General features: G+C 66.3%; 21 protein-coding genes. 9 read left to right on the top strand and 12 right to left on the bottom strand.

Annotated features, from left to right (window positions below):
* Positions 1-28: 28 nt before the first annotated feature.
* The 3 genes from A3AC_RS0104860 (at position 29) to A3AC_RS0104850 (ending at position 2,860) form a co-directional block, all read left to right on the top strand.
* Positions 29-1,204: a transporter substrate-binding domain-containing protein gene (locus A3AC_RS0104860; protein ID WP_025597686.1), complete on the top strand. Its 1,176-nt coding sequence runs from the start codon at positions 29-31 to the stop codon at positions 1,202-1,204.
* The gene (locus tag A3AC_RS0104855) at positions 1,201-1,821 is read left to right on the top strand and encodes an ANTAR domain-containing response regulator (protein ID WP_025597685.1); all 621 of its coding nucleotides are present in this window, start codon (positions 1,201-1,203) and stop codon (positions 1,819-1,821) included. The genes A3AC_RS0104860 and A3AC_RS0104855 overlap by 4 nt, the downstream gene beginning before the upstream one ends.
* Before the next feature lie 301 nt (positions 1,822-2,122).
* The gene (locus tag A3AC_RS0104850; protein WP_025597684.1) at positions 2,123-2,860 is read left to right on the top strand and encodes a phage tail tip lysozyme; all 738 of its coding nucleotides are present in this window, start codon (positions 2,123-2,125) and stop codon (positions 2,858-2,860) included.
* Positions 2,861-2,920: 60 nt separating this feature from the next.
* On the opposite strand, the gene A3AC_RS0104845 is transcribed toward A3AC_RS0104850, so the two are convergent.
* Entirely contained in the window at positions 2,921-4,393 is a 1,473-nt protein-coding gene (locus A3AC_RS0104845; RefSeq protein WP_025597683.1) for a helix-turn-helix transcriptional regulator, read from the bottom strand.
* 497 nt (positions 4,394-4,890) lie between these two features.
* Between A3AC_RS0104845 and A3AC_RS0104835 the strand changes: the two genes are divergently transcribed.
* Complete coding sequence (locus A3AC_RS0104835; RefSeq protein WP_232231889.1) at positions 4,891-7,098, top strand: winged helix-turn-helix domain-containing protein; 2,208 nt, start codon at positions 4,891-4,893, stop codon at positions 7,096-7,098.
* Between the two features lie 62 nt (positions 7,099-7,160).
* Here A3AC_RS0104835 and A3AC_RS0104830 read toward each other — a convergent pair whose 3' ends face one another.
* A complete protein-coding gene (locus A3AC_RS0104830) occupies positions 7,161-7,619 on the bottom strand; it encodes an HrpB1 family type III secretion system apparatus protein (RefSeq protein WP_025597681.1) in 459 nt (152 codons plus the stop codon).
* Positions 7,620-7,942: 323 nt separating this feature from the next.
* On the opposite strand from A3AC_RS0104830, the gene A3AC_RS0104825 reads away from it, so the two are divergent.
* Both A3AC_RS0104825 and A3AC_RS0104820 read left to right on the top strand, forming a co-directional pair.
* On the top strand, positions 7,943-8,554 hold the full coding sequence (locus A3AC_RS0104825) for a hypothetical protein (RefSeq protein WP_025597680.1): 612 nt from the start codon (positions 7,943-7,945) through the stop codon (positions 8,552-8,554).
* A gap of 22 nt (positions 8,555-8,576) precedes the next feature.
* Positions 8,577-9,803, top strand: coding sequence for a cytochrome P450 (locus tag A3AC_RS0104820; RefSeq protein WP_232231888.1), 1,227 nt, complete (start codon positions 8,577-8,579; stop codon positions 9,801-9,803).
* A 64-nt stretch (positions 9,804-9,867) separates the two neighbouring features.
* Here the strand turns inward: A3AC_RS0104820 and A3AC_RS0104815 are convergent, their stop codons facing one another.
* The gene (locus tag A3AC_RS0104815) at positions 9,868-10,677 is read right to left on the bottom strand and encodes a hypothetical protein (RefSeq protein ID WP_025597678.1); all 810 of its coding nucleotides are present in this window, start codon (positions 10,675-10,677) and stop codon (positions 9,868-9,870) included.
* Between the two features lie 444 nt (positions 10,678-11,121).
* Between A3AC_RS0104815 and A3AC_RS0104805 the strand changes: the two genes are divergently transcribed.
* Positions 11,122-11,805 (top strand): DUF3455 domain-containing protein, encoded by a 684-nt coding sequence (locus A3AC_RS0104805; RefSeq protein WP_232231887.1) that lies wholly within the window; start codon positions 11,122-11,124, stop codon positions 11,803-11,805.
* Between the two features lie 113 nt (positions 11,806-11,918).
* Positions 11,919-15,620: a hypothetical protein gene (locus A3AC_RS0104800; RefSeq protein WP_025597676.1), complete on the top strand. Its 3,702-nt coding sequence runs from the start codon at positions 11,919-11,921 to the stop codon at positions 15,618-15,620.
* A 62-nt stretch (positions 15,621-15,682) separates the two neighbouring features.
* Here the strand turns inward: A3AC_RS0104800 and A3AC_RS0104795 are convergent, their stop codons facing one another.
* Positions 15,683-16,753 carry an aromatic ring-hydroxylating dioxygenase subunit alpha gene (locus A3AC_RS0104795; protein WP_025597675.1) on the bottom strand — a complete coding sequence of 357 codons (1,071 nt, stop codon included), beginning with the start codon at positions 16,751-16,753 and terminating at the stop codon, positions 15,683-15,685.
* Between the two features lie 626 nt (positions 16,754-17,379).
* Here A3AC_RS0104795 and A3AC_RS0104790 point away from each other — a divergent pair.
* Positions 17,380-18,411: a response regulator transcription factor gene (locus A3AC_RS0104790; protein WP_025597674.1), complete on the top strand. Its 1,032-nt coding sequence runs from the start codon at positions 17,380-17,382 to the stop codon at positions 18,409-18,411.
* 89 nt (positions 18,412-18,500) lie between these two features.
* Here A3AC_RS0104790 and sctC read toward each other — a convergent pair whose 3' ends face one another.
* The 8 genes from sctC to A3AC_RS0104750 all read right to left on the bottom strand — a co-directional run bounded on the left by sctC (position 18,501) and on the right by A3AC_RS0104750 (position 26,467).
* Positions 18,501-20,333 carry a type III secretion system outer membrane ring subunit SctC gene (gene sctC / locus A3AC_RS0104785; protein WP_025597673.1) on the bottom strand — a complete coding sequence of 611 codons (1,833 nt, stop codon included), beginning with the start codon at positions 20,331-20,333 and terminating at the stop codon, positions 18,501-18,503.
* Between the two features lie 238 nt (positions 20,334-20,571).
* A complete protein-coding gene (gene sctT / locus A3AC_RS0104780; protein WP_025597672.1) occupies positions 20,572-21,387 on the bottom strand; it encodes a type III secretion system export apparatus subunit SctT in 816 nt (271 codons plus the stop codon).
* Between the two features lie 39 nt (positions 21,388-21,426).
* The gene (locus A3AC_RS0104775) at positions 21,427-21,966 is read right to left on the bottom strand and encodes a type III secretion protein (protein ID WP_051361563.1); all 540 of its coding nucleotides are present in this window, start codon (positions 21,964-21,966) and stop codon (positions 21,427-21,429) included.
* Between the two features lie 4 nt (positions 21,967-21,970).
* The gene (gene sctN / locus A3AC_RS0104770; protein WP_025597670.1) at positions 21,971-23,374 is read right to left on the bottom strand and encodes a type III secretion system ATPase SctN; all 1,404 of its coding nucleotides are present in this window, start codon (positions 23,372-23,374) and stop codon (positions 21,971-21,973) included.
* A complete protein-coding gene (sctL, locus tag A3AC_RS0104765; protein ID WP_025597669.1) occupies positions 23,371-24,264 on the bottom strand; it encodes a type III secretion system stator protein SctL in 894 nt (297 codons plus the stop codon). Before sctL ends, sctN begins: the two co-directional genes overlap by 4 nt.
* Positions 24,249-25,205, bottom strand: coding sequence for a type III secretion protein HrpB4 (locus A3AC_RS0104760; RefSeq protein WP_232231886.1), 957 nt, complete (start codon positions 25,203-25,205; stop codon positions 24,249-24,251). The genes sctL and A3AC_RS0104760 overlap by 16 nt, the downstream gene beginning before the upstream one ends.
* Before the next feature lie 11 nt (positions 25,206-25,216).
* Positions 25,217-26,065, bottom strand: a complete 849-nt coding sequence (gene sctJ, locus A3AC_RS0104755; RefSeq protein ID WP_025597667.1) for a type III secretion system inner membrane ring lipoprotein SctJ — start codon at positions 26,063-26,065, stop codon at positions 25,217-25,219.
* Between the two features lie 3 nt (positions 26,066-26,068).
* The gene (locus A3AC_RS0104750; protein WP_025597666.1) at positions 26,069-26,467 is read right to left on the bottom strand and encodes a type III secretion protein HrpB2; all 399 of its coding nucleotides are present in this window, start codon (positions 26,465-26,467) and stop codon (positions 26,069-26,071) included.
* Positions 26,468-26,481: the final 14 nt, after the last annotated feature.

Here is a 26,481-nt window from a genome sequence, read left to right as displayed (position 1 = left end):
TCGCGCAACGCAGCGAGGAGAACACTGAATGGAGATGAAGCCGCAACAGTCCGCGAAACCGCAGCCGGCCGACTCCGGCTGGCGCGTCGGCGTGCTGTTCTCGCGCACCGGCGTGACTGCCGCTACGGAGTCGGAGCATTTCTTCGGCACTGTGCTCGCCATCGAAGAAATCAACGCGGCGGGCGGCATCGACGGCCGTGTGCTCGATCCCGTCGTGTACGACCCAAAAAGCGATCCGGACGAATATCGCCGGCTTGCCTCGCGCATGTTGCAGGAAGACGAGGTCACGGTCATTTTCGGCTGCTCCACTTCGTCCAGCCGCAAGGCAGTGCTGCCGGTTATCGAACGCTATAACGCGCTGCTGTGGTATTGCTCGATCTACGAAGGATTCGAGTACTCGCCCAACGTGATCTACACGGGCGCGGTGCCGAATCAGAACAGCATGCAGCTCGCGGCTTATCTGCTGCGCAATCACGGCCGGCGTTTTTTTCTGGTTGGCGCGGACTACATTTATCCGCGAGAATCGAACCGGATCATGCGCGACATGGTCGAGCAGCACGGCGGCGAAATTGTCGAAGAAGTCTATCTGCCTAGCGACGCCGAGCCCGCTGCATTGCGCGAGGTCGTGGAGCAGATTCGGGCCGTGGAGCCCGACGTGGTATTTTCCACGTTGATTGGCCGGGGCGCGCGTGCGTTCTACCAGCTCTATCGCGAGCACGGAATCGATCCCGCGCGCATCCCGATTGCAAGCTTGACGATGACCGAGGGCGAAACGCGGATGATCGGTCCTGAACTGTGCGGCAACCACATCATTTCGGCGAGCTACGTGAACACGCTCCCGCTGCCGGGCAACCAGCGCTTTCTCAAGTCATGGCGCGCGCGCTTTGGAGAACAGCCCGCGAGCATGTGGTCGGAGATGGCCTACAACCAGGTGCATCTGTTTGCGCTGGCACTGGCGCGTACCCGCAGCCTGGATACGGCAAAACTCGTCGACGCGGTCTACGAGGTCGAATTCGATTCGCCCGAAGGCATGCTGAGAATCGACCGTGCGAACAATCACGCCATTCTCACGCCGCGGATTGCAGTGTGCCGGCCGGACGGCGCGTTCGACATCGTGTGGGAAGGCCGCCATCCGGTGAAGCCCGACCCTTACCTGACTTCATACGGATTCGCGGAATTCTGGCTTGATGGAGAGCCGGTATGAACGCGGGCGCCCGCCGCATCTTCGACGAGCTGCGCACGCTGCGCGTGGTGGTGATTCATCCGCCGGGCGACGACCGCAGCGTGCTCGAGGAGCAGTTGCGGCGCATAGGCTGCCCGGTTCGCGCCGTCTGGCCGCTGCCTGCGCATCTGCCCACGGATGCCGACGTGATCTTTTTTCTGGTGGGCCCCGAAATCAGGAACGCGGGCAACTGGAGCGCCGCCGACACGCAAGCCACGCTAATCGCGCTGTCCGACTACGAGAACCCCACTGCGTTGAAAATGCTGCTCGATACCCAGGCGCATGGTGTGATCACGAAGCCGTATCGCTCCACCGGCGTGCTCAGCACGCTCGTGCTCGCGCGGGCGTCGTCGGGCTATCAGCAGCGGCTGCACGCGAAGATCGGCAAGCTGGAGGAGGCCATCAAGGCGCGCCGCCACATCGAGCGGGCCATGCGCATTCTGATCGACGCGCACCGGCTGAGCGAGAACGAAGCGTACGAACATATGCGTTCTCGCGCGACCGAATTGCGCGTGACGGTCGGCGAAATCGCGACGATTGTGATCGACGCTCATGAGGGCATGGAAAAGCTCGGGCTCGGCAAGCGTGCGAGGCCGTAGCGGGCAGTTGGTGCGGACCAGTGCCGCGAGGCTGTTTGCGCGTGGCCCGGCGCGCTTACCCACTTGACCACTTCGCCACTTAGCCACTTGGCCACTTCGCCACTTAGCCGCGTCCCCACTCCGCCGCGTCCCCACTTCGCCGCGTCCCCACTTCGCCGCGTCCCCACTTAGCCGCGTCCCCACTTCGCTATAGCAGCGTCAACTTCCGAACCACGCATAAACCGCCCGATTCCCGCTGCTACAGTGAGCTCGATCCCGCATGCTCAACCGATCTCGTCCTTTACCTCCCGAGCGAGACACCATGTTCGATGCCGCCGAAATCAAACGACTGGACCAGCTCATTCATCAGCTCGGTGCGAGCGGTTCCGGCTCGGGCAGCGCAAGCGACGAGGACATCGCTCGCGAGATCGAGCAGATTCTCGCCGATCTTTTCAGCGACGGCAGCCCGGCGAACTCCGGCATGCCCTCGATGCCTTCCCTGTCCTCGCTACCTTCGACAGCGGGCCGCGCCGCCCCTGCGAGCTACAGGAGCACGTCGTCAACAGCGGGCGTGCCGGCCGGCGACGGCTCGGGCCAATCGTCCTCCGCGAGCACGCCCGAAGCCAAAAAAACCGCGCAGTACTTCATGACCAACCTGCAACGCGATTTCGGCCTGACCAGAAACCAGGCCGCGGGTGTTGTCGCGAACCTCTGGCACGAAAGCGGCGGAATGAACCCGGGTATCAACCAGGGCGGCGCAATCGGCGCGCCCAACTCGAACCTGCAATCCGGCTACGGCATCGCGCAATGGACGGGCTCGCGCAAGCAGGACTACCTCGACTATTGCTCCGCGAATCAGCTCGATCCGTCGAGCGAGCAGGCCAATTACGGCTTCCTCAAGCACGAATTGCAGACCACTCAGGCAGGCGCCATCGATGCGATCAGAAACACGCAGTCCGCGCAGGACGCAACGGTCGTGTTCTGCAACACGTTCGAGCGCCCGGGCGACCCGCAAATGTCTAGCCGCCTCGCGGATCTGCAATACGTGCTGAGCGCGTGATTCGCCGCGGCGCGCGAGCGGCCCGCGGCGAACCTATGCCGCGTATGCGGCGCCGACCCATCAGCGCTCTAGCGTCTCCGAAGGCGCTTCATGAAACTGCTTGCGATAGCCGCTCACGAGCGTCGAACGGTTCTGCACGCCCCACCTGTTGGCCGTCAACAGCACCGTACGATCGCCGCTAAACGAATCGTCGAGCAGATCCGCGCGAATCCGCTCCATGCGCAGCCGGCGAATCAGTTCGGTGGGCGAAAGACCAAGCGAATGCTTGAACGCGCTTTGCAACGCGCGCTCGGTCACGCCGACTTCCGCCGCCACTTCGCGCACCGACAGGTCGCGCCTGTCGAGGTTTTCCTGCAAGTAGCGATACGCGCGGCGGTAACGCGCGGGCAGGCGCGCGGCGACGTCGTCGAGTTGCGGCGCCTGGCGTGCGGCCTTGCCGGCGTACGACACCAGCACTTGCGAATCGTCGCGCAGGCACTGCGTGGCAATGAGTGCATAACGGCCGAAAAACAGCATGCCTTCGCGGTTGCGGCCGAGCGCCTGATGCGTCTTCGCGACCGCATACAGATATTCGAGCTGCCGATGCCCGGTCGACCCCGCATGGTCGATACGATGCAGCGGTTCGAGCAGCATCTCGGCCAACTGCGGTGCGTCGGACGCGAGTGCGGCCAGCACGACTTCGAGCCGCGTGCTGCGCAGGTAATCGCCGAAGCCGCGCTGCTGTGCCCAGTTCAGATGCGCGGTAATGCCGTCGAGTGCCGCGCGTTCGCCACGCGCCAGCGCGCGCAACTGCCGCAAATAGTCGACGCGCTGACGCAGCAGCGGCGTGCAGACGTTCAACGCTTCGACTTCGTGCAGGTCGGCCGCATCGCTCGCCGAGGCCATAGAGTGGAAGCCGCCGGCTGTGCCCCCGCCGCGCAGCGTGTGGTCGCCGAGACCCGACTGCCAGTACGCGTGATCGCTCAGCAGCGTCGCGCCGCGCAATTCGCGCTGCACGGCGATGTCGAACCGCAACGTGGCGACGAGCTCGCGCCAGTGGCCGAGCGACGGGTCCGTGGTCGCGGCCGCGAGTTCGTCGAGCGCGTCGCTCGAATCGCGCGAACGGCCAAGCTCGTGCAATGCGCCAACAATGCCGAGCCGCGCCTCGACCTGCTGCGCCGCCTCCACGTCCGGCTCGTCGACGAGCCGTGCGAAGCACGACAGCGCCGTGGCGAGCCGGTGCCGGAACAGCGCCTGCCAGCCGGCATTGCGGCACGACGCCGCGCGGATCGCCTGGCGCGGCGAGCGAATCGCCTTCTGCGCGCGGCGGTACTGTTCCTCGGCCTCGTCGCAGATGCCGAGCGTCATCTGCATGTCGGCATGCAGGCGCAACAGTTCAGACGAACCCGCGGCCCCGCGCGCGAGATCGGACCAGCGGCTCGCCTGGGCGCCCGCGGGCTGCAGATCGCCGTCGCGTACCTTGTTGAGAAAACCGTCCGGCAGATCGTGCACGGACAACGACGCCGCCAGGGGAAAGTAAAGCGTCAGGAACATTGCGCTACTCCTCGTTGATGCGCGCGCGGCCCACGGCAACGGCACGCGCGCCTGCTGCATACCGATGGTTGCGTATGCCACCATCGTGCGCATCCCCTAATCTATGCAGATATGCGGCGCACATCTTCAACAAATCTGAGCGTTGAGGCCGATTTGAGAACTGTTGAGATTCGCGTGGCCCAACACATATCGACGCACGCGGCAAACGCTCGATGACCTCCACGCAAAAGACCCTGTTATGAGCAGGCCCGTGCGCTGCACCCTATTGCCGAAGCATGCAACTCGCAATAAGCTGATGAATCCATCGCCCGGCGAAACTATTGAACGCGTCCACCCCGCAACACGCGGGCGCCGCGAGCGCGCCCATGCGCACGCCGCCAGGGCGAAGATAGCCGGTGAGCATTTGATCCGCCGCATGCGGTATCGCCCACACGCGCTGGGCTTGCCGATTCCGCTGGAGATCCACAATGCCGTCATTACGACCGAACGAAACGGTCTTGGCGTTCAGTCGCTTCACGCTGTCCCAGGAGCCGCCGCGGCTCGTCGCCGACGGCCTCGAGGTCGAGCTAGGCGCGCGCGCGCTCGAACTGCTGATCGCGCTCGTCGAGGCACGCGGCCGGCCGGTCGCGCAGGCGGAACTCGGCCGCCGCGGCTGGCCCGCGCTGAATGTCGACGTCAATACGGTTCAGGCGCAGATCTCGGCGCTCAGGCGCGCGCTCGGTGACGATCGCGATCTGATCGTCACCGTGCCCGGATTTGGCTATCGCTTCGCGGCCGACATCCATACGAACAGCCTCGCACACTCGCCAGACCGGGCCGCGCCGGCCGCGCCGCCCGCGCCAGGCTGGCAGTTGCCGAGCGAGCCGCCCATCGCCGTCACGCCGCGCGCGGCGCAGCCGGGCTTTTCAGTCAGCGCTTCACGCACGCCGCAGCAATTCACGCCGTTCATCGGCCGGCATGCGGAACTCTCCGAGGTGCTGGGCCTGATATCGATCACGCGGCTCATCACGCTCGTCGGCGCAACCGGTACAGGCAAGGCGCGTCTCGCGCACGAAGCGGCGCGGCGCCTCGCCGGGCGCTTTCACGACGGCGTGGTGCCGGTCGCGCTGTCTGCGCTCACGCCCGACGATGGTTTCGCCGATGCGTTCGCGCTCGCGTTGAATCTGCCGGCGGGCTCCGCGCAGAATCCGCTCGCCCGTTTGCTCGACGGCGTACGCACGCGCGAGGTGCTGCTCGTGGTCGATTGCAACGAGTGCAGCGGTGGCAACCATGGCAATGGCGCGCTCGCAGCGCACACCGTCGACGCATTGCTGGCAGCCGGACCGAACGTGCGTGCCATTGTGACCGCGAGCGCGCCGCTCGGTCTGCGCAACGAGGAAGTGGTCACGCTCGGTCCGCTGCGCACGCCCGAACAGCCGCAGGTCAACGCCACGCTCGCACCGGAATACGACGCGCTGCGCCTGCTGTTCGCGCGGCTCGCAATTCTGTCCGCGCGCCGCGACCGGCAACGCATCGCGCCCCCTGCGCCGTCTACGTCTTCGCGCACGCTGAGCGGCAATGCGCTGCTCGCGGCGCTCGACGGCGGCGCGATGCCGCAAGCCGCGATCGACGCTGCCGTGCTCATCACGCAACTGCTTGCCGGCGTGCCGCTAGCTCTCGAACTCGCTGCCGCGACGATCGACCACAACCTGCGCGCCGGCGAACCGCTCGAAGCCGCAATGACCCGCTACGCGCATTGTCTCGAGGGACTCATCGGGCCGCGCATCGAAACATCGGGCGTCCCGCATTCGCGCTCGGCGCCGATCACGCTCGCCTTCGATCTGCATGTCGCGCGGCTCGACCGCCGGGTGCGCCTGCACCTGCTGCGGCTCGCCATGTTCGCAGGGGAATTTCCGCGCTGCGCGGCCGTCGGCCTGCTCACCGCGTGCGAGCCGCCCGCGAGCGTACGCGCAAGCGCGGAGTTGTCCGGGGAAACGCTGAGCGGGACACGCGAGGCCATGAGCGAGGCGATTCACGGCGACGCGCTTGCCGACGCCTCGCTCGACGCATTGACCGAAGCCGGCCTCGTCGAGGAACTGGACAGCAGCGGGCAGTGGATGCTGCATATCCGGCGGCCCATCCGCCATCTCGCGCGCGACATGCTGCGCGACGCCGGCGAATACGACCGCACTGCGCTTGCACTGGCGGCCGGCCTGCCCGTGCGTCTGAACGCGCACCGCAAGCGCGGCGAGCGTGCGCATGTCGACGCGCTCGACATGAGCGATCTCGAGGACTTGCGGGCGGCGCTCGAATGGAGCATTGCATGCGAGCGGTTCGACACGGCAATCTCGCTGCTCGAATGCTCGGCGTGGCTGTGGGCGCGGCTTTCGCTCGCGCGCGAATATCTGCAGCGCAGCCGTGCCGTGCTTTCCGGCGTGCAGGCCGGCGCGACACCGCGACGCCGCGACGAGATGCGCCTGCATGCGATCCTCGCGAGCGCGCTGCCGCTCGCACACGCGCCTGTCGCGCAGGCCATCGCCGCATGGGAAACCGTCTATGAACTCGCCAACGCATGCGCGGACAGCGCGTTCCGCGAGCGTGCGCTGAGCGGTCTGATCGTGTGCTGCAGCGAGGCGGGCGATACGCGCCGCGCTGCCGAATTGCAAGCCCGCTATGACCGCATCGTAAGAGCCGGTCAGCCGCGCAGCGGCGCCGCCTACCGCTGACCGCGCACGAATTGATCGATGAGCCTGGCGGCGGGCTTGCGGCGAATTCATCACTGGCAACCTCACGTGTATTCGCTGCCTAGCTCGTTACCGAACACGTTGCCTGATTCACTGGCCACCGCTGCGGCAATGCGCGCCGCAATCGCGGCGCCGCCGATGCCAAGAAACTTCGCGACGATCGCGAGCGCGGTCGGATCGCCGCTATGCAATACGGCCGCCGCGCAGCGCCGCCAGTCGCGATCCGCGAGCATGTACAGACACCAGCTCTGCAACGCGGTGACGACGGGCGAACCATAGCCCTGTTCGTCGATCTGCCGCAACAGACGCAACGCGTCGATCCAGCGCCGCGAATTCACCAGCAGCCGGACCTCGCAGATGTCGACGACCGCGGGGTTCGGGTGAAGCTGACGCAATACGAGCAGCAACTCCTCGAGATCGGCATGCGCGCCGAGACGTAGTCCCACGGAAAAAATCGTCAGCAGCACACCCAGCACCGCGAAACTGCATTGATCGTTTTTCATTGCACGTACCAGGGCGAACGAATGGCGAAAGGCGACACCCTGCATTCTCGGACTCGCGGCGCTCCGGCATCGCACGCACACGAAGCATGGAGCGCGGTCGCGAAGCATGCGCCGGGCGCGCGCTCGCATCCGTGCGGCTCGTTCCCGCGGGACCCGCGTTCGGCCATGCCCCTCACACGCGGGTTTCGCGCACTCACACTGCGCTTCGCATCCGCTCGCGCAGGCCGGTGCGCTTTCCATAGTCTGTCTGTGTTGAAGTCGGCGCGATCTGGCGACCTCATCAGTCTTCGTTATCCGCATGAATCAACCTTGTGAGAGGAACCATGACCACCAATAACGTGAATTCCGCGTACTTCCAGAGCCCGACTTTCCAGTACCCGGGCGGGCAGTCGTATGGCGGCGCGAATCAGGCGCAGATCGACGCCGACATCCAGCAGTTGCTCAACGACCTCGGCATCTCGGGCGGCCAGTATCCGGGCGGCACTCAGAATGCCGGCGGCGGCCAGTTCCCCGGCTCGACGGGCCAGTATCCCGGCGTGCCCGCGAACGGCAATCCGCCGCTGCGCTCCATCAAGCTGTCGACGCGCTCCGGCGGCGAGGTGAGCCTGCTCGAAGATCCGTCGGGCAATCTGTACGACAAGACCGGCAAATCGGTCGGCACCATCGGCGCCGACGGCAGCGTCAGCTTCACGGCCGACGGCAAGAAAGAAGTCAACGAGCTGATGACGAACGGCCGCTCGCCTTTCGATCTGATCATGAGCGGCGGCCTCGTGGAAGGCGAGAAACAGAGCGACGGCACGTATAAGTTCGCAGCCGACCAGGTGAACATCGGCGCGGGCGATCTGAATCTGAACGGCACGCAGAACAGCCGCGTCCAGCCGCTGACGGTCGAGCAGCCCACACAGTTGCCGGGCAATTACGGTCTTACTGTCTGACGCGCCATTTGCCGGTGTGCGCGTGCTGTTCTCCGCCGACGAACCGGCCACGGGCTGCGAGATCGCGGATCCGGGCTCGTATAGCGTGCTGCCATCCATCATTGGTACCGGTTCGGCCGACCCGTACCCGCTCTATGGATGGTTGCGCGCGCACCGGCCGTTGTGCCGCGACGCGAGCGGCGTCTGGCTCGCGTCGTCGCACGCGCTCGTCACGCGCATTCTCGACGACGCGCGTTTTTCGGCACGGCCGCCGCCCGGTACCGGACCGCTCGACGACCCGCTCGGTTATACGAACATGGTCGTGTTCCAGACCGGCGAAGCGCACGAACGGCTGCGGCGTTTTCTCGCGCCGCTGTTTTCGCGCAAGGCGCTGCTATCGCTGCAAGCGTTTATCGACAGTGAAGTCGCGCGTCTGCTCGATGAATGCGAAGGTCTGCCGCGCTTCGATCTCGTCGCGCATGTCGCGAGTGTCTTGCCGGTGCGCACGATCTGCCGTTTGCTGGGCTTTCCCGATGCACATGGCGCGAACTATCTGCAGGCGTCGGCGGGCGCGTGGCAACTGATAAGCGGCGCACCGATGTCCAGCGAAGAACACGCGCTCGCGGCCGTGCAGACCGAAACGTTTATCGCCCAGGTCGAAGCGTTCGTGTGCGCAATCGACCCGGACGCCGCCCCCGATCACGCGGCCTCGCGCTTCCTGCGGCTCGAACAGGAAGGCGGAATCGGCCGGCGTGAAATGCTCGTCAACATTCTGTTTCTGTTCATTGCCGGATATGGCACGACCTTGCTGTCGATCGGCAATGGCATCGCCGCGCTGCTGCGCGCGCCGCATTCCTGGCACGCGCTCAGGGACGATGTCTCGCTCGTACCGCAAGCCGTGCGCGAGCTGTATCGGTACGATCCCGCGGTGCAGTCCGTGTTCCGTTACGCATGGGACGACGTCGATATCGAAGGCTGCCGGATTCGTCGCGGCGAGCGCGTGATGCCGCTCATCGGTGCCGCGAATCGCGACCCGGCGGTATTCGCCGCGCCCGATGAGATTCGCTTCGAGCGCGAGGCCGCACGTTCGCTGACGTTCGGCGCAGGGCCGCATAGCTGCATGGGCGTCGCGCTCGCGCGCATGCAACTGGAGTCGCTGTTGCGCGCGCTGGTCCCGCGCATGCCCGAGCTGCGGCTCGCGCCTGGCTGGCAGCCGCGGCAGCAGCACGGCTCGTTTCATGGATATGACCGGTTGATGGTCGAGCGCTAAGGTCGTTGTTGCGTGACGAGCAGCCGCTCAGCCGTACGCCATGCTCGCGCATGACGCATCGCCCTCATTCGGAGAGGAACGTCACATCGCTGCGGTTGCCGGTGTACGTGTCGTAGGACACCACCTGCGGGCCGCTGCCGCCTTGCGTGTTGTTAGAACCGATCAGCGTGATGCGGCCGTTTTCGTTGCTCGCGACAATCTCGACATGTTCATCGGCGCCGACAATGCAGATATCGCCCGGCTTTGCCTCGTTGCGGCTTACGGTGCGCCAGCCGTCGCCCTTCAATTCGCTGTGCAGTGTGGAGACGAGATTCGTGTGCTGCGACTCCGAAATCTTCCCTGACTTGACGAGACACGCGGACGCAAAATTCGCGCAGCACACGGTGGTATCCACGCCCTTGTCCATCGGCACGCCCTGCTCCGCCATGATGCTGGCCGCGGACTTGTGCAACTGGGTCTGTGCGACGCCTGCCGCATTGCCCGAACCGACCGGCCCCACGTTCGGATCGCCTCGCTCCACGGTCCCACCCGAGCTGACCGAGCCGGTACCGGACGAGCGGCGGTAGCTGGCCTGTGTGACTCCTCCGCCGCTGCTGGGAAGCGAGGGCATGGACGGCATCGGCATGCCCGACGATTCCTGCGACGGACTGGTGATGCTCAACAGGAACTGCAGGAAGAGTTGCTCGAGCGCATTGTCGCCGAGGCCGCCCGGTGCATTCCAGCCGGCGCCGCTGCCGCTGCCGAAGCTGGCGCCGGCGTTTGTCCACGCGTTCGGCTGCGCAATGATGGAGCGCGTGAACTGCGACGACGGATCGGCCGCGCCCATGTATCCCCCAGCCGGGTACGACAGCGTGGAAAATGCGCTATACGTCATGACGACTCCTTATTTGGCGAGGCAACGCCGCCCGCGCGTGGTATGGCGATGATCGCGATCGACGCGATCGACGCGATCAACGCGGCGGCGTGGCGTGCATCCATCGCGAGACACGCTTGACTGTAAGCGCAGCTTCGCGCAACGGTTGCTTGCAGTGCGCAGCAATATGCAGCGAAGCGAAGCGGACCCGTAAGCGGTGCGTCCGCTCTTTCGTCTACGCGAGCACTGCCGCGTGCGCGTGCCCTCACGCTGCACGCTCGCGACGATTCCCGCGCGCGTCGACGCAACAAGCCGGTTCTGCGCAAATCCGTCCGGCACTTCGCAGCGCACGGGCGCGCTCGTTGTGCTTCGTGTCTACTGGCGCCATTGCGTTGCGTCGAGACCGCCGTGCCGAAACATACCCTTGCCGCCCTGTGTTGCGTGGCCGCCCCGAGTGTGTCCCCTGTGTCCGCTGTGTCCTCGGTGTCCCCTGTTCCGACCGCTGGCGTTGCCAGTGTCGCCGCGCGCGCGGCCCTGGCGCTGACGCTGGCAAGCCTCATGGCCGCGTGCGCCGACCCCACGCCAGGTGGCCCGCAACTGAAAATCGCACAACAGCAGAAGCTCGTGCCGCCGGCCAACGAGACCTTGCCGCTGTCGCTGCGCGCCGAATCGCAAGAGGTCCTGCAAGACGTGCTGAGCGCGGTCGGCGACGAGGTATGGAACTGCCGCAGAAGCGGCGGCACGCTTCAATGGACCTCGGCGGGCGCCGAAGCGACGCTCGTCGACCAGGCGCGCAAGAGCGTCGGCACCGTCATGCCCAATCGCATGTTCAGTGCGTACGACGGCAGCTATGTGATCGGACGCGTCACGGCCGACGAGACCGTCACACCCGGCGCGCTGCCGTGGCAACGCATGGCCGCGCGCTTCAATGCGGGCGAGCGCATGGGCGACGGCCGCTTCGCGCGAACCACGTCGGTGCAGCGCGTGCTCACCTCAGGCGGCCTTCCGCCGAATCCGGTTTGCAATCAGGAGGGCGTGTCGCTCTTCGTGCCGTATTCCGCGACTTATCTTTTCTACCGCGCGAGCGACCCGGCCGCGGTCGTGCCGGCGCCTGAGCCGCCGCTGAACGCCGCATCGGCCACGCAATAAAGTCGCCGCCCTGCCCGCGTTGTGACCGGGTACGTCCGCTCGGGGTACGTCCGGTTCGCGCGACAGGGTACTGCTTGCCGTGCGCGTTGCCGCTGCACGCTTCGGAGGACCCCATGAACTTCCGTCTGACCGCCCTCACGTCGCTTTTGCCGGGACGCGACAGCGCCGCCGCACCCGCCGCTAATTCACAGCGAACGGACGAGGCACCGCAGCCGCAGCCAGACCCCGCCGCCGACTCGCAGACGCCGCTCAGCGGTCTCGCCCGTCTCTCGGAGCGCATGCGGCACAACCCCGTCACGCGGATGTTCCGCGCGTCGAACACCACGGTCACCGTGCTTGAATCGACGCTGACTGCGGCCGGCGGTGTCGTCAACCCGGCCGGCGATACGCGCTTTCCGCGCCCGCCGCAACGCAGGCCGCCGTCGCAACCTGGGGCGCAACCGGCGTCGCTCGAAAACGCCGGTGTTGCTGACGTGGCTAATGTGGCTGGTGTAGCAGACGCAGCAGAGATAGCGATAGGCGCCAAGAGCGCGAGTCTCGCCAATGCCTCGATCGGACGCACGACGGCCTTCATCGCGGCGGGCGATGCAACGCGCGGCGCGCTCCCCGTGCCGAAGTTCATGACTCCGCGCGCGATTCGCGACACGCTGCGCCGTCTGCGCAACCGCGAAGCGAATGCCGCCGCCCGCGAATGGGCACACACGCTCGACGAGGCCTTCATGCAGCCCGTGATCGCCGTGAACCGGCTGTTCCCGGTGCCGCCGGATGCGAGCCGCGAGGTGGCGGATGCCCGGCAGGCCGCCATCGACAGCCTTCTCGACGGTCTCACGCTGCGCAGGCCGCGGCCCGCGCATGCCGATGCGTCGTTGCCGCTTGCCGTCGAGCGGCTGCCGCAGGAGTGCGTGGTGCCGGTAGCCGAGGCGCTTGCCGAGGCAAGTGGCGGCGATCCGGCAATGGCCGCGCGGATTCTTGACCGCTTGCAGCAGCCGCTCGACATCAGCGACATGCGCGACGCCAGCGACGTCAGCGACATCAGCGGCGCGGCGGCCGGACATGCGTCGCGCGCCGCACCCGACGAGCTCGAACAGCGCACGTGGCGTTGCGCGCAAAACCTCGCGCATGCGCGTTGCGCCGCGCTCGAGGGCTTGCTGTGTCTCCAGTACGGCGACAACGCCCGGCATGCCGAGCGCGGCAACGGCGCGGCCGCGCGGCTCGTGGTCTATCTGCAGGCCGCGCACAAGCTGCGTTCGATGGACGCCGATCTCGGCGCCACACCCGCCGAACTGAACAACGACTCGACCTACCGCATGTTCATCGCCGATCCGTATGGCCGGCATGCGATGCTCGCGCTCGACGCGGCCCGGCGCCTGCCGTCCGACGCCGCCGGCGTGCACGAGACAGGCGACTGCGAGATCGAAGCGGTCACTGCTTACCGGCTGTGGCAGATGGGCTTCGACGAAAGCGGCCCAGGCTCGGATCTGGAGCGCGCGGCGCAATTGCTGTTCGACGGCGGCACCACGTGGGTTGCGCGAGGCGCCGAGCGGCAGGAGCGCAAGGACCGCGCGCTGGGGCCGATCGACGGCGCCCCGCCGGCCCAGCGCTTCGCGCATGCGCGGGCGCGCGTCGGACTAGCTATGCACGACGTGCCGCGCGTGTTCGGCAGGAACCGCTCTCCGATCGACGCCTCGAGTCTGCTTGGTGCCGATACGCCGTTCTTCGACACCACGCGCGGGCAATATGACACCGCGCTAATCGGCGCACGCGACGCGCTGCTCGACTACAGCAACGAGCGGTTGCCGGCCGCGGCCACACCGGGCCGCATGCTCACGCATGCGCTAAACGCCGAGCGCCTGCAGGCCTGGGCCGATGCGCGGCCCGATGTGCCGACGGACGCGAAGCTGCGGGAGCTGCAAAAACGCCGGCCTGAATCGTTCGGCATCGGGAGGCGCGAGGCGCGGCGCATGTGGGACGCGGCGCGCGCCCGCGTCGCCGGATTGCGCGGACAAGGCGATCAACGAACCCAACGCAACGTCGAGCGCGCTTTGCGAATGTTCGACGATCCGCAGCGCCGCCGCCGCTTCGTCGACGACATGACGAAGGACGGCTTCACCCTGGCGGCGCTGGAACGCTGCTTCAATGCAAGCGGAATGGCCGCCGATGACCCCGCCCGCGCCGAGCCCGCCCGGCGCAATCTGCAGGCGGCGCACGATCTGCTGGCGAACCCCGGCATTGCGCCGCTCGAACGGATCACGACGCACAACCTGCGTGAACAGCATCTTGCGCTGATGGCGCAGAACATTCCGGGCACGGGCTTTACGTCGTATGACGGCAATTCGCTCGGTATCGACGCAAGCGCATGGGGCAATCTGCCTGCGCGGCTGCTGGTGTCGGCGGGACCGATCGTCACGGTGCTCGGCGGGCGCGACTCGCTGTATTCGATCGGCACCGCGTACGAAGGCGCGCAGATGATCTTCGGCACCCGCAGCCGCGTGAACGGCGCGCTCGGCGCGCAGGGCTTCGTCGGCGCAGCGCTCGACGTGGCCGGCATGGCCGGCATGGCAGGCGCGTGGGCATCGTCCAGTGTGGGAGGTTATCTCGCGCGCGAGGAGTCGGTCGTGCTGCGCGCGCGCCGGCTCGCGCCCACGCCGGCCACCGCTGCGCTCGAGGCCGAGGTCTGGCACAAGGACAGCCAGCAGATGGTCAACGCGTATTGGGACGCAGCCGAACAGGCGCAAACGCCCGATGAGTTCATGCGGATTCTCGCCGCGGGCATTGCGGATAACGAGCGGATTTCGCTGTCGTCGCAAAACAATAACGCGACTTCCGTGACGGCGACGCCGTTGACCGTGGGCGGCGTCGCGCGCGCGAACGTGCCCGGCGCAAGCTCACCGGAGCGCGTCGGCGCCTATGCGGGCGTGAGCTCGGGCGTGACGCTCTACTCCGCCGCCGATCTCAAGGAGAGCGGCGCGCTTGCCAGCACCATCGGCGCGACTGCCGTGCAAGGCACGCTGACAGCCAGCGCTGGCGCGCAGTTCGCACCGCGTGCGGTAAGCGTCGGTGACGGCGCGGGCGAGGTAGGATCGGTCAGCCCCGGCGCGAAGACGCTCGCGGGCGCGGCGGTCGAAGTCACGCCGTTCGGGCGCTCGTCGTTCGTCTTTGCGATGCGCGATAACCGCGGGTTCGTCGCCGAATACACGATGCAGGACCGCATGTTCCGCAACGCCGACGACTGGGCCCGTTCGGTTCGCACGAATCCCGCGTGGGTGCAGGGCATCGGCGCGCAACGGCTGCAACAGGTGATCGAGCAGACGCAGCTCGAATCGTCGGGCGAGTTTTCGTTCGGCGAACGCTGGGTCATCGCGGACGAATGCGTGCCGCGCCTGAACCAGTATCTGACGCTCTCGAATCAGTTGAGAGCGCGCCTCGACGACGCCTGCGCGCCCGCGCTGAGCCGCGCCGAGCGTGCGCTGACCGAAGCCAGGCTGCGCGTACTCGAACAGAAAATGCAGAACACGTTCGAGGATCCGTCCGCGTGGCGGCCGCTCGGTCTCTTCGGCCTGCGCGAGGTCTCGCGCAGCAGTTCGCAAGGCTGGAAGTACGGCGTACGCGCTTCGCACGAACAAAGCCGGATTGGCAAGAGCCTGACGTTCTGGACGCCGGTGTCGGAGCCGGAGCTCGAATCGACTACGGCAGAAGGCGGTGGCGCAGGTAATGGCGGCATGGCAGCGCCGGATGCAAATTCCGCGGGGAAGCCGGGAAGCGCTGGCGCTGCGGGAAGTGCGGCTGCGTCAGCGGGGCCTGGCGGCGGTGTTTGAGTGCGGGCGGTTGTTTGCATAGGCGGCTGTGCCACGCCGCCTCCGTCAGCACGGCTCGAGAACTACGACGCCTGCTGCACCGTAGACACGCTCTCGCTGTCGCCCTGCCGCGCTTCGTCGGCAATCAGCCGTTCCATGATGCGGCGCGCGTGCAGCGCGCCTGCATCGATAGGCAGCATCGCCGGTCGCAGCGACCAGAAATCGCGCTCGCCGATCATGCGTTGCTGCGCTTCGAGCATCGGAATGTCTTCGTCGCGAAACGGCGCGAGCAGACTCTGCGCGGTGCGGTTCACGAGTTCGGCGCCATGCGCGCCGATTGCGCGCGGCAAACCGAACGCAAAGAAATAGTGCGAGCTCGCGGCAGTCTCCGGCGTGAGCCAATGCGCTGAAATCGCTTCGCGCGTCGTCTCGGGCAAGCCGCTCTCGCAAACGCGCACGACGATAGTCAGCAGCCCCGGCGGCATCCACTGAACGTCGAGTTCGCGGTCGGCGCGCTCGCCATACAGCAGGTCGAAGCTCTGTGTGAGCATCGGCCGCAAATATTCGCCGCTCATCTCGCGATGCACCGACACCATGTTGCCCGCAACCGTCGCGCGCACTACTCCGCTCGCCATCTGCTCGCTGCCGAGCGTGTCGGGATGCAGATACTGAAAGTGGCTGAGATCGAGAAGATTGTCGGCGCTCAACTGGTAATTGGCACGCGTGTGCAGATAACGCTCGCTCGTGAAGTTATCGCGTGGATCGAGATAGTCGAACGCGGGAAGCGGCGTGGTCGGCGCGCGTTGTGGATCGCCCGGCCAGAACCAGATCGCCCCATAGCGCTCGCGCACCGGATAGCGACGCGCTTCGGCGCGCGCAGGGACGCGCCCGTCGCCGTGCGGGTTGAATACGCACTGGCCGTCTGCGCCGAAACGCAGTCCGTGATATGGACATTCGAGCGCACCCTCGACGACGCGGCCGCGCGACAGTGGCGCGAAGCGATGCGGACAGCGGTCCGCGAGCGCAACGGCCTCTCCGCCGGAAGTGCGGTAAAGCACAACCGGCTCGTCAAGCAGTGTGCGGCCGAGCGGCGCATGCGCCGTGACTTCGCCGGACAGCGCGGCGACATACCAGGCATTGAGCAGATACGGCACGGCGAGACTCCAATCGAATGCGGTGATTCACCGGCGGCGTGCCCATATTAGGCAATACACAATTAAACACGCTCAACAATTCTCATAGCGGTAAATAACGGCATTCTTGCAATTACATTCGCATTGATCGGAAATAAGTGCATATGTGGATTATGCAGGAATAGGCGTATGGATATTCGTCACGAACGCGGCCGAAAGCCAGCTGTTCTCCATCGAGGCACGCTTCAACCTTACGTTGATATTACATTTCCGTAAGGTTTGCCGGACAATGTCCGCAAACACTGGACTTCACAGAGTTCGCCCGGCTTCGCATCTGTAAGGTTAGGCCCATTCAAAACCCTCCTCATCTTTTCTGCGGCGTGCAAAAAACGTGTAATGCACGCGGCGAACTACGGAAAACCGGTGAACTGAAAATGTCAAATTCGTGATTGCCTTTTCAATCAACCGATTGAATCGCGGCGGCGAAACAAAACGTTACATCCTTGATGGACTGCTGCCTCTACTGTCGAGTCATTCGAATTGCGTAATCGCATCGACGCGAAAACGCATCGATCTACCCGTTCCACGAATAACGTTTGCCCTTCGCCCGCGAGTTTCACGGGCGCGCGGTATCGCACGGAGGAAAAATGAAACTTGCAGTGATGACCAGAAGCGCAACACTGTTCGGGTTGATCTGCCGTTGTTTCGAAGCCGACGGCGCCGTCTGCCACCGGTTCGCCGATGACGTCGCCTTCGCGCGCGCAATCTATCGCGACGAATACAGCGCGATCCTGATCGACGCGGACACCGGGCTCAACCCCCTGCGCCCGGTGCTCGCACGGCGAGCCTGCTACGCGGACCGCCGCGCGCCGTTGATCGTGATCGGCGCGGGCCATGATCGGGAGGCCATAGGTCGTCTGTTCGACGCGGGCGCCGACGACGTGGTGCTGTCGCCTGTCGACGCCCGCGAGGTGATGCTGCGGGTTCACCTCGCCTTGTTGCGCGCGCAACTACAAAGCGCGGATTCCAGCGACACGCTCGAATGCGGCGTGTACCGGCTCGATCGACGCACCTGCACGGTCCATGTCGACAGCCACGTGGTCCGGCTCACGCCGCGCGAGTTCGCGATTGCGTGGCTGCTGTTCTCGCGCCGCGGCGAATATGTGAGCCGCCGCCAGATCGCCGGCGCGGTGTGGAGCCGTTCGGAGGACATCATCGGGCGCACGCTCGAACAGCACATCTACAAGCTGCGCAAGAAGCTGGAACTGAACGGCCCTTGGGGCGTGCATCTGCGTACGTTGTATGCGCATGGTTACCGCATAGAGATGACCGACACGGCGGATGCCGCGCTCGACGAAAGCGCGCAGAGCATGCAGACGATGGAGAGCGTGGACGGACTGGAGAGCGTGGAATGCGTGGAAAGCGCCGGGTTTGCCTCGCTGCAAGACGATTCTCGCGCCGCGGCCATGGTCTGCATCGGACCGATGCCGCGCACCTCCGCGTCCGCCTCGCCGCCTCGCGTGGAAGTGCATCCCGCGGATAGCGCCGTCGCACGCAATGCGCCGTCGTGGGGCGACTCGCAAGCGGCCTTCGCCGCTTCTACGGGCGGCGTGCCCAAAGCGCCGTATGCGCTGTTGAGCGCGGCCGCGCTCGCCGCGCGCACGCGCGGCAATGGCTGAGGACGAAGCGGCGCGCCTTCATCGCAATGGCGCGCCGCACGTCCAGGCACTGCTGACCGATGAACCACCCGCCGCCAATCGCAGCACCCTCAGAACTCGATGATGCGCGGCGACAGCAGAAAGAGCCGCTCCATATGACTGCGCTGGTCATCGCGATAGCGGAACAGCGCGCCAATCAGCGGAATCTTCGAAAGACCAGGCACGCCGGTTTCGCCGTTCGTCGATGTATCTACGCGATAGCCGGCAATCAGCAGGCTCTCGCCCTGCCCGACGAACGACTCGGTGTTGATCGTGCTCGTCGTGATCACCGGAATGTTGTCGACCTGCTGCGATGTAATCGCGCCGTCCTCGATATGAACGTTGAGCTTGATATCCGTCCTGCCGTTTTCTTCGACGACAAGCGGCAGCACGCGCAGCGACACGCCGGTCGACACGCTGTACAGATCCGCCGACGTATATCCCGACACGCGCACGAAGAAGCGCGTCTTCTGGTCCATCACGGCCTCGACGTTGTTGAGCGTGGCGACTTTGGGGCTCGCGTCGATCTTCGCGAGATTGCTCTGCTGCAGCGCGTTCACGCGTGCGAGCAGGTAGCGGCCCGCGTTGCCGAGCACGGCCGTGAGCGAGCCGCCGACCGGCGTCGTGTTGATCACGGTTGTGCCGTCCGCGAGCGTCTGCGTGCCGAAAATCGGATCGATGTTGCCGTTGTAGCCGTTCTGCTGCGTGGTGCCGTTGCCGGTCTGAATGTCGATGTGGCTGTTATGCGCGCGCCAGTCCACGCCGATCTGCTTGAGCGCGTTGTCGTCGATCTCGATGATATGCGCCTCGATCTCGATCAGACGCGGCCGCACGTCCAGCTTGTCGATCAGGCTCTGATACTGCGCGAGGCGTTGCGGCACGTCACGGATCAGCACGGAGTTGGTGCGCGGGTCAGCTTCGATCACGGGCAGCGTCTGGCTGCCACTCACCGACGTATCGGCGCCGTTGTCGCCGTCGCTGTCATTGGACGAGCCGATCGACTGCATGCCCGGTCCACCGCCCGCGGCCATGCCGTTCAGCAATCCGCCGATGCCCGGCGCCACGCCGCCGTTCGCTGCAATGCCGGCCGGCAGCGGCGGATTCACGCCGTTTTGATAGCCGCCGCCGTCGGTGCTGCCGGTGACGTCGCGCATCGGCTGCAAGCGGCGCATGGTCGGTTCGCGCGCGGCGCGGTTGGCGGCCTGCTCGTAGCTGTCGGCGCCGTTACGGCCGCGCTGGTCGCGCGGATGGTACATAGCCGACAGCACATTCGCGACGCCGGACACCGTCACCGTCTTGCCGTCGATCTCGACGTTGTGATCCGCGGCCCAGGCATGATGCAGCTGAAACACGCGGATCATCGACCCCGAACGCTGCGCCGCATTGTCGTCGAGACGGCGCGCGACTTCGGACACGAGCTGCACATACGCTTGCGGCCCGCTGACGAGCGCGGTCCCCTGGCTCTCGTCGTAAGTGATCGGAAAGCGTGCATTCTCGATCCGCAGTTGCGTGAGCGCCGAGCGCAGATCGGCGGCACTCGCATGATCGAGCTTGATGACGCGCCGCGTGACGGTGTTCACGTCGCTGATCGACAGTACGCTGCCGTCGTAAAACCACACGAAGCCGAAGCTCGACGCCAGGGTGTCGAGAAAGCGCTGCGGCGGCATGTCGAAGCGGCCGCTCACGGCGCCGTGCACGTCGCCGGAAATGGTTGTGGGCACACCTTGTCCAGCAGTGAAATCGCGCAACACGTCCTTCACGTCCTGCCCTTCGGCGCTGACGTGGACCACGGAACTGCGCCAGTGGATGGCCGCGGCTTCGGCGGGCGCCGCGACGAGGGCGGGCAATGCGAAGACAAGAGACGCTGCCAGCCGGGCAGCAAGCATGAGCCGTTTGTTGTTCATGGGTTCCACGATGTCCACGATGGTCAAGGGGTTGGCCGCGCGTCATGCAACGTGAGCCGGCGATGCCCAATGTATCGAAGCGTGTGAAGCACATCCTCAACAAATCTGACGGTTCATGCGCATTTGAGGAGTGTTGAGAATTGGCGCGGCCTGCATTGGCGCGGCCTGCATTGGCGCGGCCTGCATTGCCGCGGCCCGCATTGGCGCGGCCTGCATGGGCGCGGCCGGTGCGCCGTGTCTATTTGCGCACCGCGCCGGCGATTGCCCGCAACTGCTCGCCGAGACCTGTCAGCACGAGCTGGTCGCGCACCTGGTCCACGAATATGCCGACGAAGAGTGCGAGCATCATCACCGTAAGCGCGCCCTTGACCGGCTGACTGAGCGTCATCAGTTCCAGTTTTTGCGCCGACTTCGCCGCAAAGCCGAACGCGAAGTCGACGAGCAGCAGCATCAGCATCATCGGCGCAGCTAGCTTGGCGGTGGTCTGCATCAGCGAGTCGGTCTGTTGCAGCACGAAGCTTTCGAGCACGTTCGCGGGCACCGGCGTCGCTGCGGTGAGCGGCCACCAGTGATACGACTCGTAAAGAGCGCCGAGCAGGAACGTCATGCCGCCGAAGGTCCAGAACGCGACGCTCGCCACCTGCGCGAGCAGCGTGCCAGTCGGCGTGGACTGCTCCTCGCGCAGCGGGTTGGTGATCTGCACGTTGTTGTAGCCGGCCAGATCGTCGACGTAGATGCCCGCCCCTTCCGCGACCCAGAATACCGTGGATGCAGCGAATCCAAGCAGCAGCCCAATGGCCGCCTCGCGCAGACCGATCACGACGAGCGCCGTGCCGGTCAGCGATGTATACAGCGAAACCGGCTGGCCATAAGCGATAAACGAGCTGAACAGCAGAACGACGCCGTTGCGCACCACGCCTTGCAGAATGCCGTCCGCGGTGGGCGGAAACAGGTAAAGCACCACGAAAAGCCGCACTGAACAGACGCCGAGCACGGTCAACGAGCGTATCAGTGTGGCGCCGAACTGCGGCAGCGTGGTGATGGTGTCGTACATTATGGATGGCTAATCAAATTGCGAAAGTTGGCGGCGCAGTCATGCCGCGGCGCCCTGCCCACGCGCAGAGGAACGCAGACGCGCGAGCGCCGCTTCTTCCGCTTCCTCGTCGGCGGCGTCGGCCGCCTCGCGCTCCAGCGCGACGCGCAGGCCGGCCATGCGTTCACTGCATAGATCGATGCGGCCGCGGTTTTGCGCGAGCGCGCGCGTGGCCGCGGCGAGCTCGTCGGCCTTGCCGCGCAATGCTCTCTCCAGCGCCGCGAGTTCGTTTTCCATCTGCCCGACACGAACGGCGACGACCTCCGCATAGCGCATCGTCGCATTCAGTTCGGCCAACTGGAACGCGGCGCCTGCCGTCATCATCTGCGAGATTCTGGTGTGAAAACCGCGCAACTGCTCGCGCTCCGCCTGCGTGCGCGTGAGTTGCGCGTCGCGTTGAGATAGCGCCGCGGCATGCGCTTCGCGCGCGGCGATCACGCTTGTCTGAAGACGACGCTCGAGCCGCTCGCGGCGGCCGATAGTCAACTGCAGCGCGGCCATGCGCCGACGTGTCGTCTCGTGACTTTGCGTCGTGCTCATCGGCTCAGCCGTTTGCCGGTTGAGCCAGTTGAAACAGCTGCGCCTCGGTGTCCTGTGGCGCGGCCGTTTCATGAGTCGTCTGATTGAAGAACGCGCGGATCGCGTCGATCTTGCGTATCGCCTCATCCGCAAGCGGATTGCCGCCCGGCTGGTATTCGCCGATCTGCAGCAGCAGCTCGACCTCGCGATGCTTCGCGAGCAGTTCGCGCAAGCGGGCCGCCGCGCGCACATAGTCGGGGGTCATTACCTGCGGCATCACGCGCGAGAGGCTCGCGAGCACGTCGATTGCCGGATACTGGTTCCTGGCGGCGATTTCGCGCGACAGGATCATGTGCCCGTCGACGATCCCGCGTACTTCCTCGGCGATCGGATCGTTGCCCGATTCGTCTTCGGCAAGCACCGTGTAAAGCGCGGTGATCGAGCCGTGCTCGCCCATCCCCGCGCGCTCCAGCAGGCGCGGCAATTCGGCGAAAATCGACGGCGGAAAGCCGCGCCGCGCGGGCGGCTCGCCGGCGGCAAGGCCGATCTCGCGCTGCGCGCGCGCAAAACGCGTGAGCGAGTCCATCATCAGCAGCACGCGCTGCCCGCGGTCGCGAAAATGCTCGGCAATCGCGGTCGCCACATAGGCCGCCTTCGCGCGCTCGATCGACGAGCGGTCCGAGGTCGCGCATACCACGACTGAGCGCGCCATGCCCTCGGGCCCGAGAATCAGCTCGACGAATTCGCGCACTTCGCGGCCGCGCTCGCCGATCAGCGCGATCACGGCCACGTCGCATTGCGCGCCGCGCGCGAACATGCCGAGCAAGGTACTCTTGCCGACGCCCGCCGGCGCGAAGATACCCATGCGCTGCCCCTCGGCGAGCGTCATCATGCCATCGACGACGCGCACGCCCGTGGCAAGCGGCGTGTCGATCATGCGCCGGCTCATCGGCGAAGGCGGGTTGGCGAACACAGGGCGTTCTTCGGTGGTGTCGAGCGGCCCGAGTCCGTCGATCGGCTCACCGAGGCTGTCGATCACGCGGCCGAGCAACGCGTCGCCGACCGGCACCGTCAGCGAGCGGCCGAGCCCCACCACGCGCGTGGAGCGCGAGATGTCGGCTAGCCGCGAGAACGGCGACAGCAGCGCGACGTCGCGCGTAAAGCCGATCACTTCGGCGTGCTGAAGCAACTCTCCGTTCGCCGCGCGCAGTTCGCACAGCTCGCCGAGCGTCACGTCGAGCCCAGCTACCTTGACGAGCGTGCCGATGACCTCGAGCACCTTGCCGGTTCGCGCGATGCTCGCCGTCGACAGGATCTCGTGCTCGATTGCATCGGCAAGGCGTTCGGCATCGAAGAGCGGAAGCAGCGCGTCGTCCGGATCGCCGGTTTCGCTGATGCGGGGCATGGCCGCGGCGCGCAGCGCAGTCATTGCCAGCCCTCGTCGTTCCAGCCGCCTGCATCGGCGAGTTCGGCGGCATGGCGCTCCGCGGTTGCCGGATAACGCGCAAGCGATTGCACGGCCTCGCCCACCTCGCCCACTTCGCTTGCCGACTGCTTGAGCGCGCGCGAGACCGCGAGCCGCATCGCTCGCATCTGGGTGGCGAGGCTTGCGTCGATTGCGCCGAAATCGGACTCGCACAGGCAACTGCCCGGCGCGAGCCGCTTGTCCGCGATCACCGAGAGCGGAAACGGCCGGCCGAGATCGCGCCAGCGCGCAGAGAGGCGCTCGAACGCGACGCAGGCCTTGTCGTAGTCGACCGGGCTCACGGCGACGCGCAGCCACGTCGCGCCCTCGACAATGCGGTCCACCGCCGAAAGCGCACGCTCGAACAACTGGTCGGCCTGCTGCACCTGGACGATCTGCTCTACGGCCACCGTCACGATGCTCGCAATGCGCTCGCGCATTTTCAGTTGCGCCCGGCGTTGCTCCGCGCCCGCATCCGCGAGGCGCTCCACCCAGTCGGCCAGCGCCCGCTGTTCGCCGTCGCGATAGCCGCGCGCGGCGGCCTGCTCATAGTCGTCGTGCGCGGCCCGGCGGATCGCATCGCTCTCAGCATGGGCGGCCGCGATGATCGCCGCGGCTTCGTCGCGCGCGGCGGCGAGCGTGGCGTCGCGATCGGCGGCTAGCTGCGCGTAGGCGGCGTCGATTTCCAGCAGCGCCCCGAAGGCGGCACGCGGCACCACGTCGGCATGCGCGCCGACCTGGCCAGCGCCGCGCGTTTCGCCACGTAGCTCGCCGCGCAGTTCGCCATTCACCTCGCCGTGGATGCCGCCGGCGACGGCGGGCAGCAGGCGGTCCGATCTCAGCCAAATAGCCATGCCCACTCCGGAAGCAGTTCGGGAAGTTGCGCAAAGAGAAGCGCGGTGCCGCCCACGTCGAGTTCGCGCGCGCTCGCGCGAGGCCATGGTGGAGGCAGATCGCGCGGCAATGCGAGGCGCAGCAGCGGACAGGGGCGAGGCTCGGGTGGCGGGTGACGGCGCGGGTGGCTCGCTTCGTGCGGATGCTCGCGGCGGTGCGCTTCATGCGGTCCTTCGCGCGCCTGTTCCCGCGCTGCTGCGGCGGGCCTCGCGGACCATGCCGTCTCCTGCATGTCCCGCACAATCAGCGCATAGCCTTCATAGGCGAGCCGCTCGTCGTCGATTTCCTCGAGCGGAGGCAAATCGCCGCGCGCGACGAGGCGCGCCAAGTCCGGGGCATTAGCGGGGGCATTCGCCGAAACATTAACGGGCACACTAGCCGACACATTGCCCAGCGCGGCGTGAGCCGCGCCCTGCCGCGGCACGGCGCCCAGCCGCTCGAGCGGCACCCCGACCCATTGCGCGAGGCGGCGGCGGTTCTGTTTGTCGATCAACCGCCGCACCTCGGCGCGGCGCAACAGCAGCGCGCGCATGCGCAGTGCGCGCAGACCGACCTCGACCGGCAACGCATCCAGCACGGCGGGGTTCGGCGCGCGCAAGCTGTCGAAGCCCGGCAGTGCCACGTCCGCCGCGCGCAACAGTGCCCGCGAACAGGCGGCCAGCGCTCCGGCGTGTGTGCTCGCCAGCGCTTCGCGCAGAGCGTCGAAGCAGGCCGACACCGTAGCGGGCGGCATATCGAGCGCGGGCGCCCACCACGACGGATGCGCCCAGCGCGCGGCTTCGCTTGCATTGTGCTGCCACGCGGCAAGCGCCCCCGCGGTGCGCGAAAAGGGAAACGCGCCGGAAAGCGCTGCAGGAAGCGCAGTGGATCCCGACGCCGGAAGCGCGGACAACGACATCATGGACGCCGCCATTACGCAGCCGACGAAGGTTTCGCCCGCCGCCACTTGCCGACGAGCGCAAGGACTCGCGCGTGAATCCGCGAATACAGCGAAGCGGCCGGGCGTTGCGCAGGCATGCCGCGCCGCAGCCACAGGAACAGACTCGCGGCGCCGACGAGAAATACCAGCGCCGCCGCGATCAGCGTGGTCAGCGGCGACGCCTGCGCCGGCGCGGGTCTAGGCAGATCGACGGGATCGGCGGCGACGGCCGTCACGCTCACCGCGTCGTAGGTCAGGCCCTCGACGCTGTGCATCACGAGCGTCTTGATCTGCGGCACGAGCGCGTTCGCGTCAGAATCGGGCCGGTACTTGATGAACACCGACGCCGACGACGGCTTCATCTGCTGCGCAAGCGGATCGTTGTTCGGCAGCACGATCTGCACGCGGGCGACGATCACGCCGTCGATCTTCGAGAGCGTCGCCGACAACTCCTGCGACAAGCCGTAAATGAAACGCACGCGTTCCTCGGTCGGCGTCGACACGAGGCCGTCTTTCTTGAAGAGGCTGCCGAGATCGTCGTAACGGCTGTGCGGCAGGCCGCGCTCGCGCAGCACCTGCATGGCGCGAACCAGCTGCTTGTCGTCGACTTCGAGCGTCCAGGTCTTGCCGTTGTCGACGGTGCTCTTCGACGCATCGACGCCCTGCTCCAGCAGCGCCACCACCATCTCGTTCGCGTCCTGCTCGGTGAGATTGCGGTACAGCTCCTTCTGGCAGCCGGCGAGCAGAATGCAGCCGGCCAGCGCAAGCCCGAGCGCGGCCACGCGCATCGCGTGGGCACGCGGGCCTGTTGCGGCACTCGTCGCCTGCGTGGCTTTTCGCATGGCCTATTGGTTCTTCATCAGCGTTTCAACCGACGACTTCGACGAGTTGACCACGCCCATCTTGGCCTCCATGTCGAGCTGCGTGCTCGCGAGTTCGAGCGTCGCTTTCATCGCGGCGGCGGTCATCTCCTGCACCGACATGGTGTTCGCCTGACTCGACAGCGCAACCACATCGTTCACGGACTTCTGTATCTCGGCGTCCTGCGACGCCGCCATCTTCGCGATCACGTTGGTGCTCATGTCGTCGCCGTGATTGGGCGGCGCCATCCGTGGGTTCTGCATCATCGCCTTGAAGCGGTCTCCAGCCTGTTGCAGGGACGGGTCGCCGCCCGCCGCATGCGCTGCCGGCGCGGCCGCCTGCAGCGCGGCCGCGATCTGCTGGTTGGTGACAGAAAGTGCCATGGTCAGCCTCTTGC

This window comes from Burkholderia sp. WSM2230 (genome assembly GCF_000472445.1).
GTDB lineage: Bacteria > Pseudomonadota > Gammaproteobacteria > Burkholderiales > Burkholderiaceae > Paraburkholderia.
Note: the sequence above shows the minus strand (reverse complement) of the source record. Positions and strands in the feature narration are given on the sequence as shown.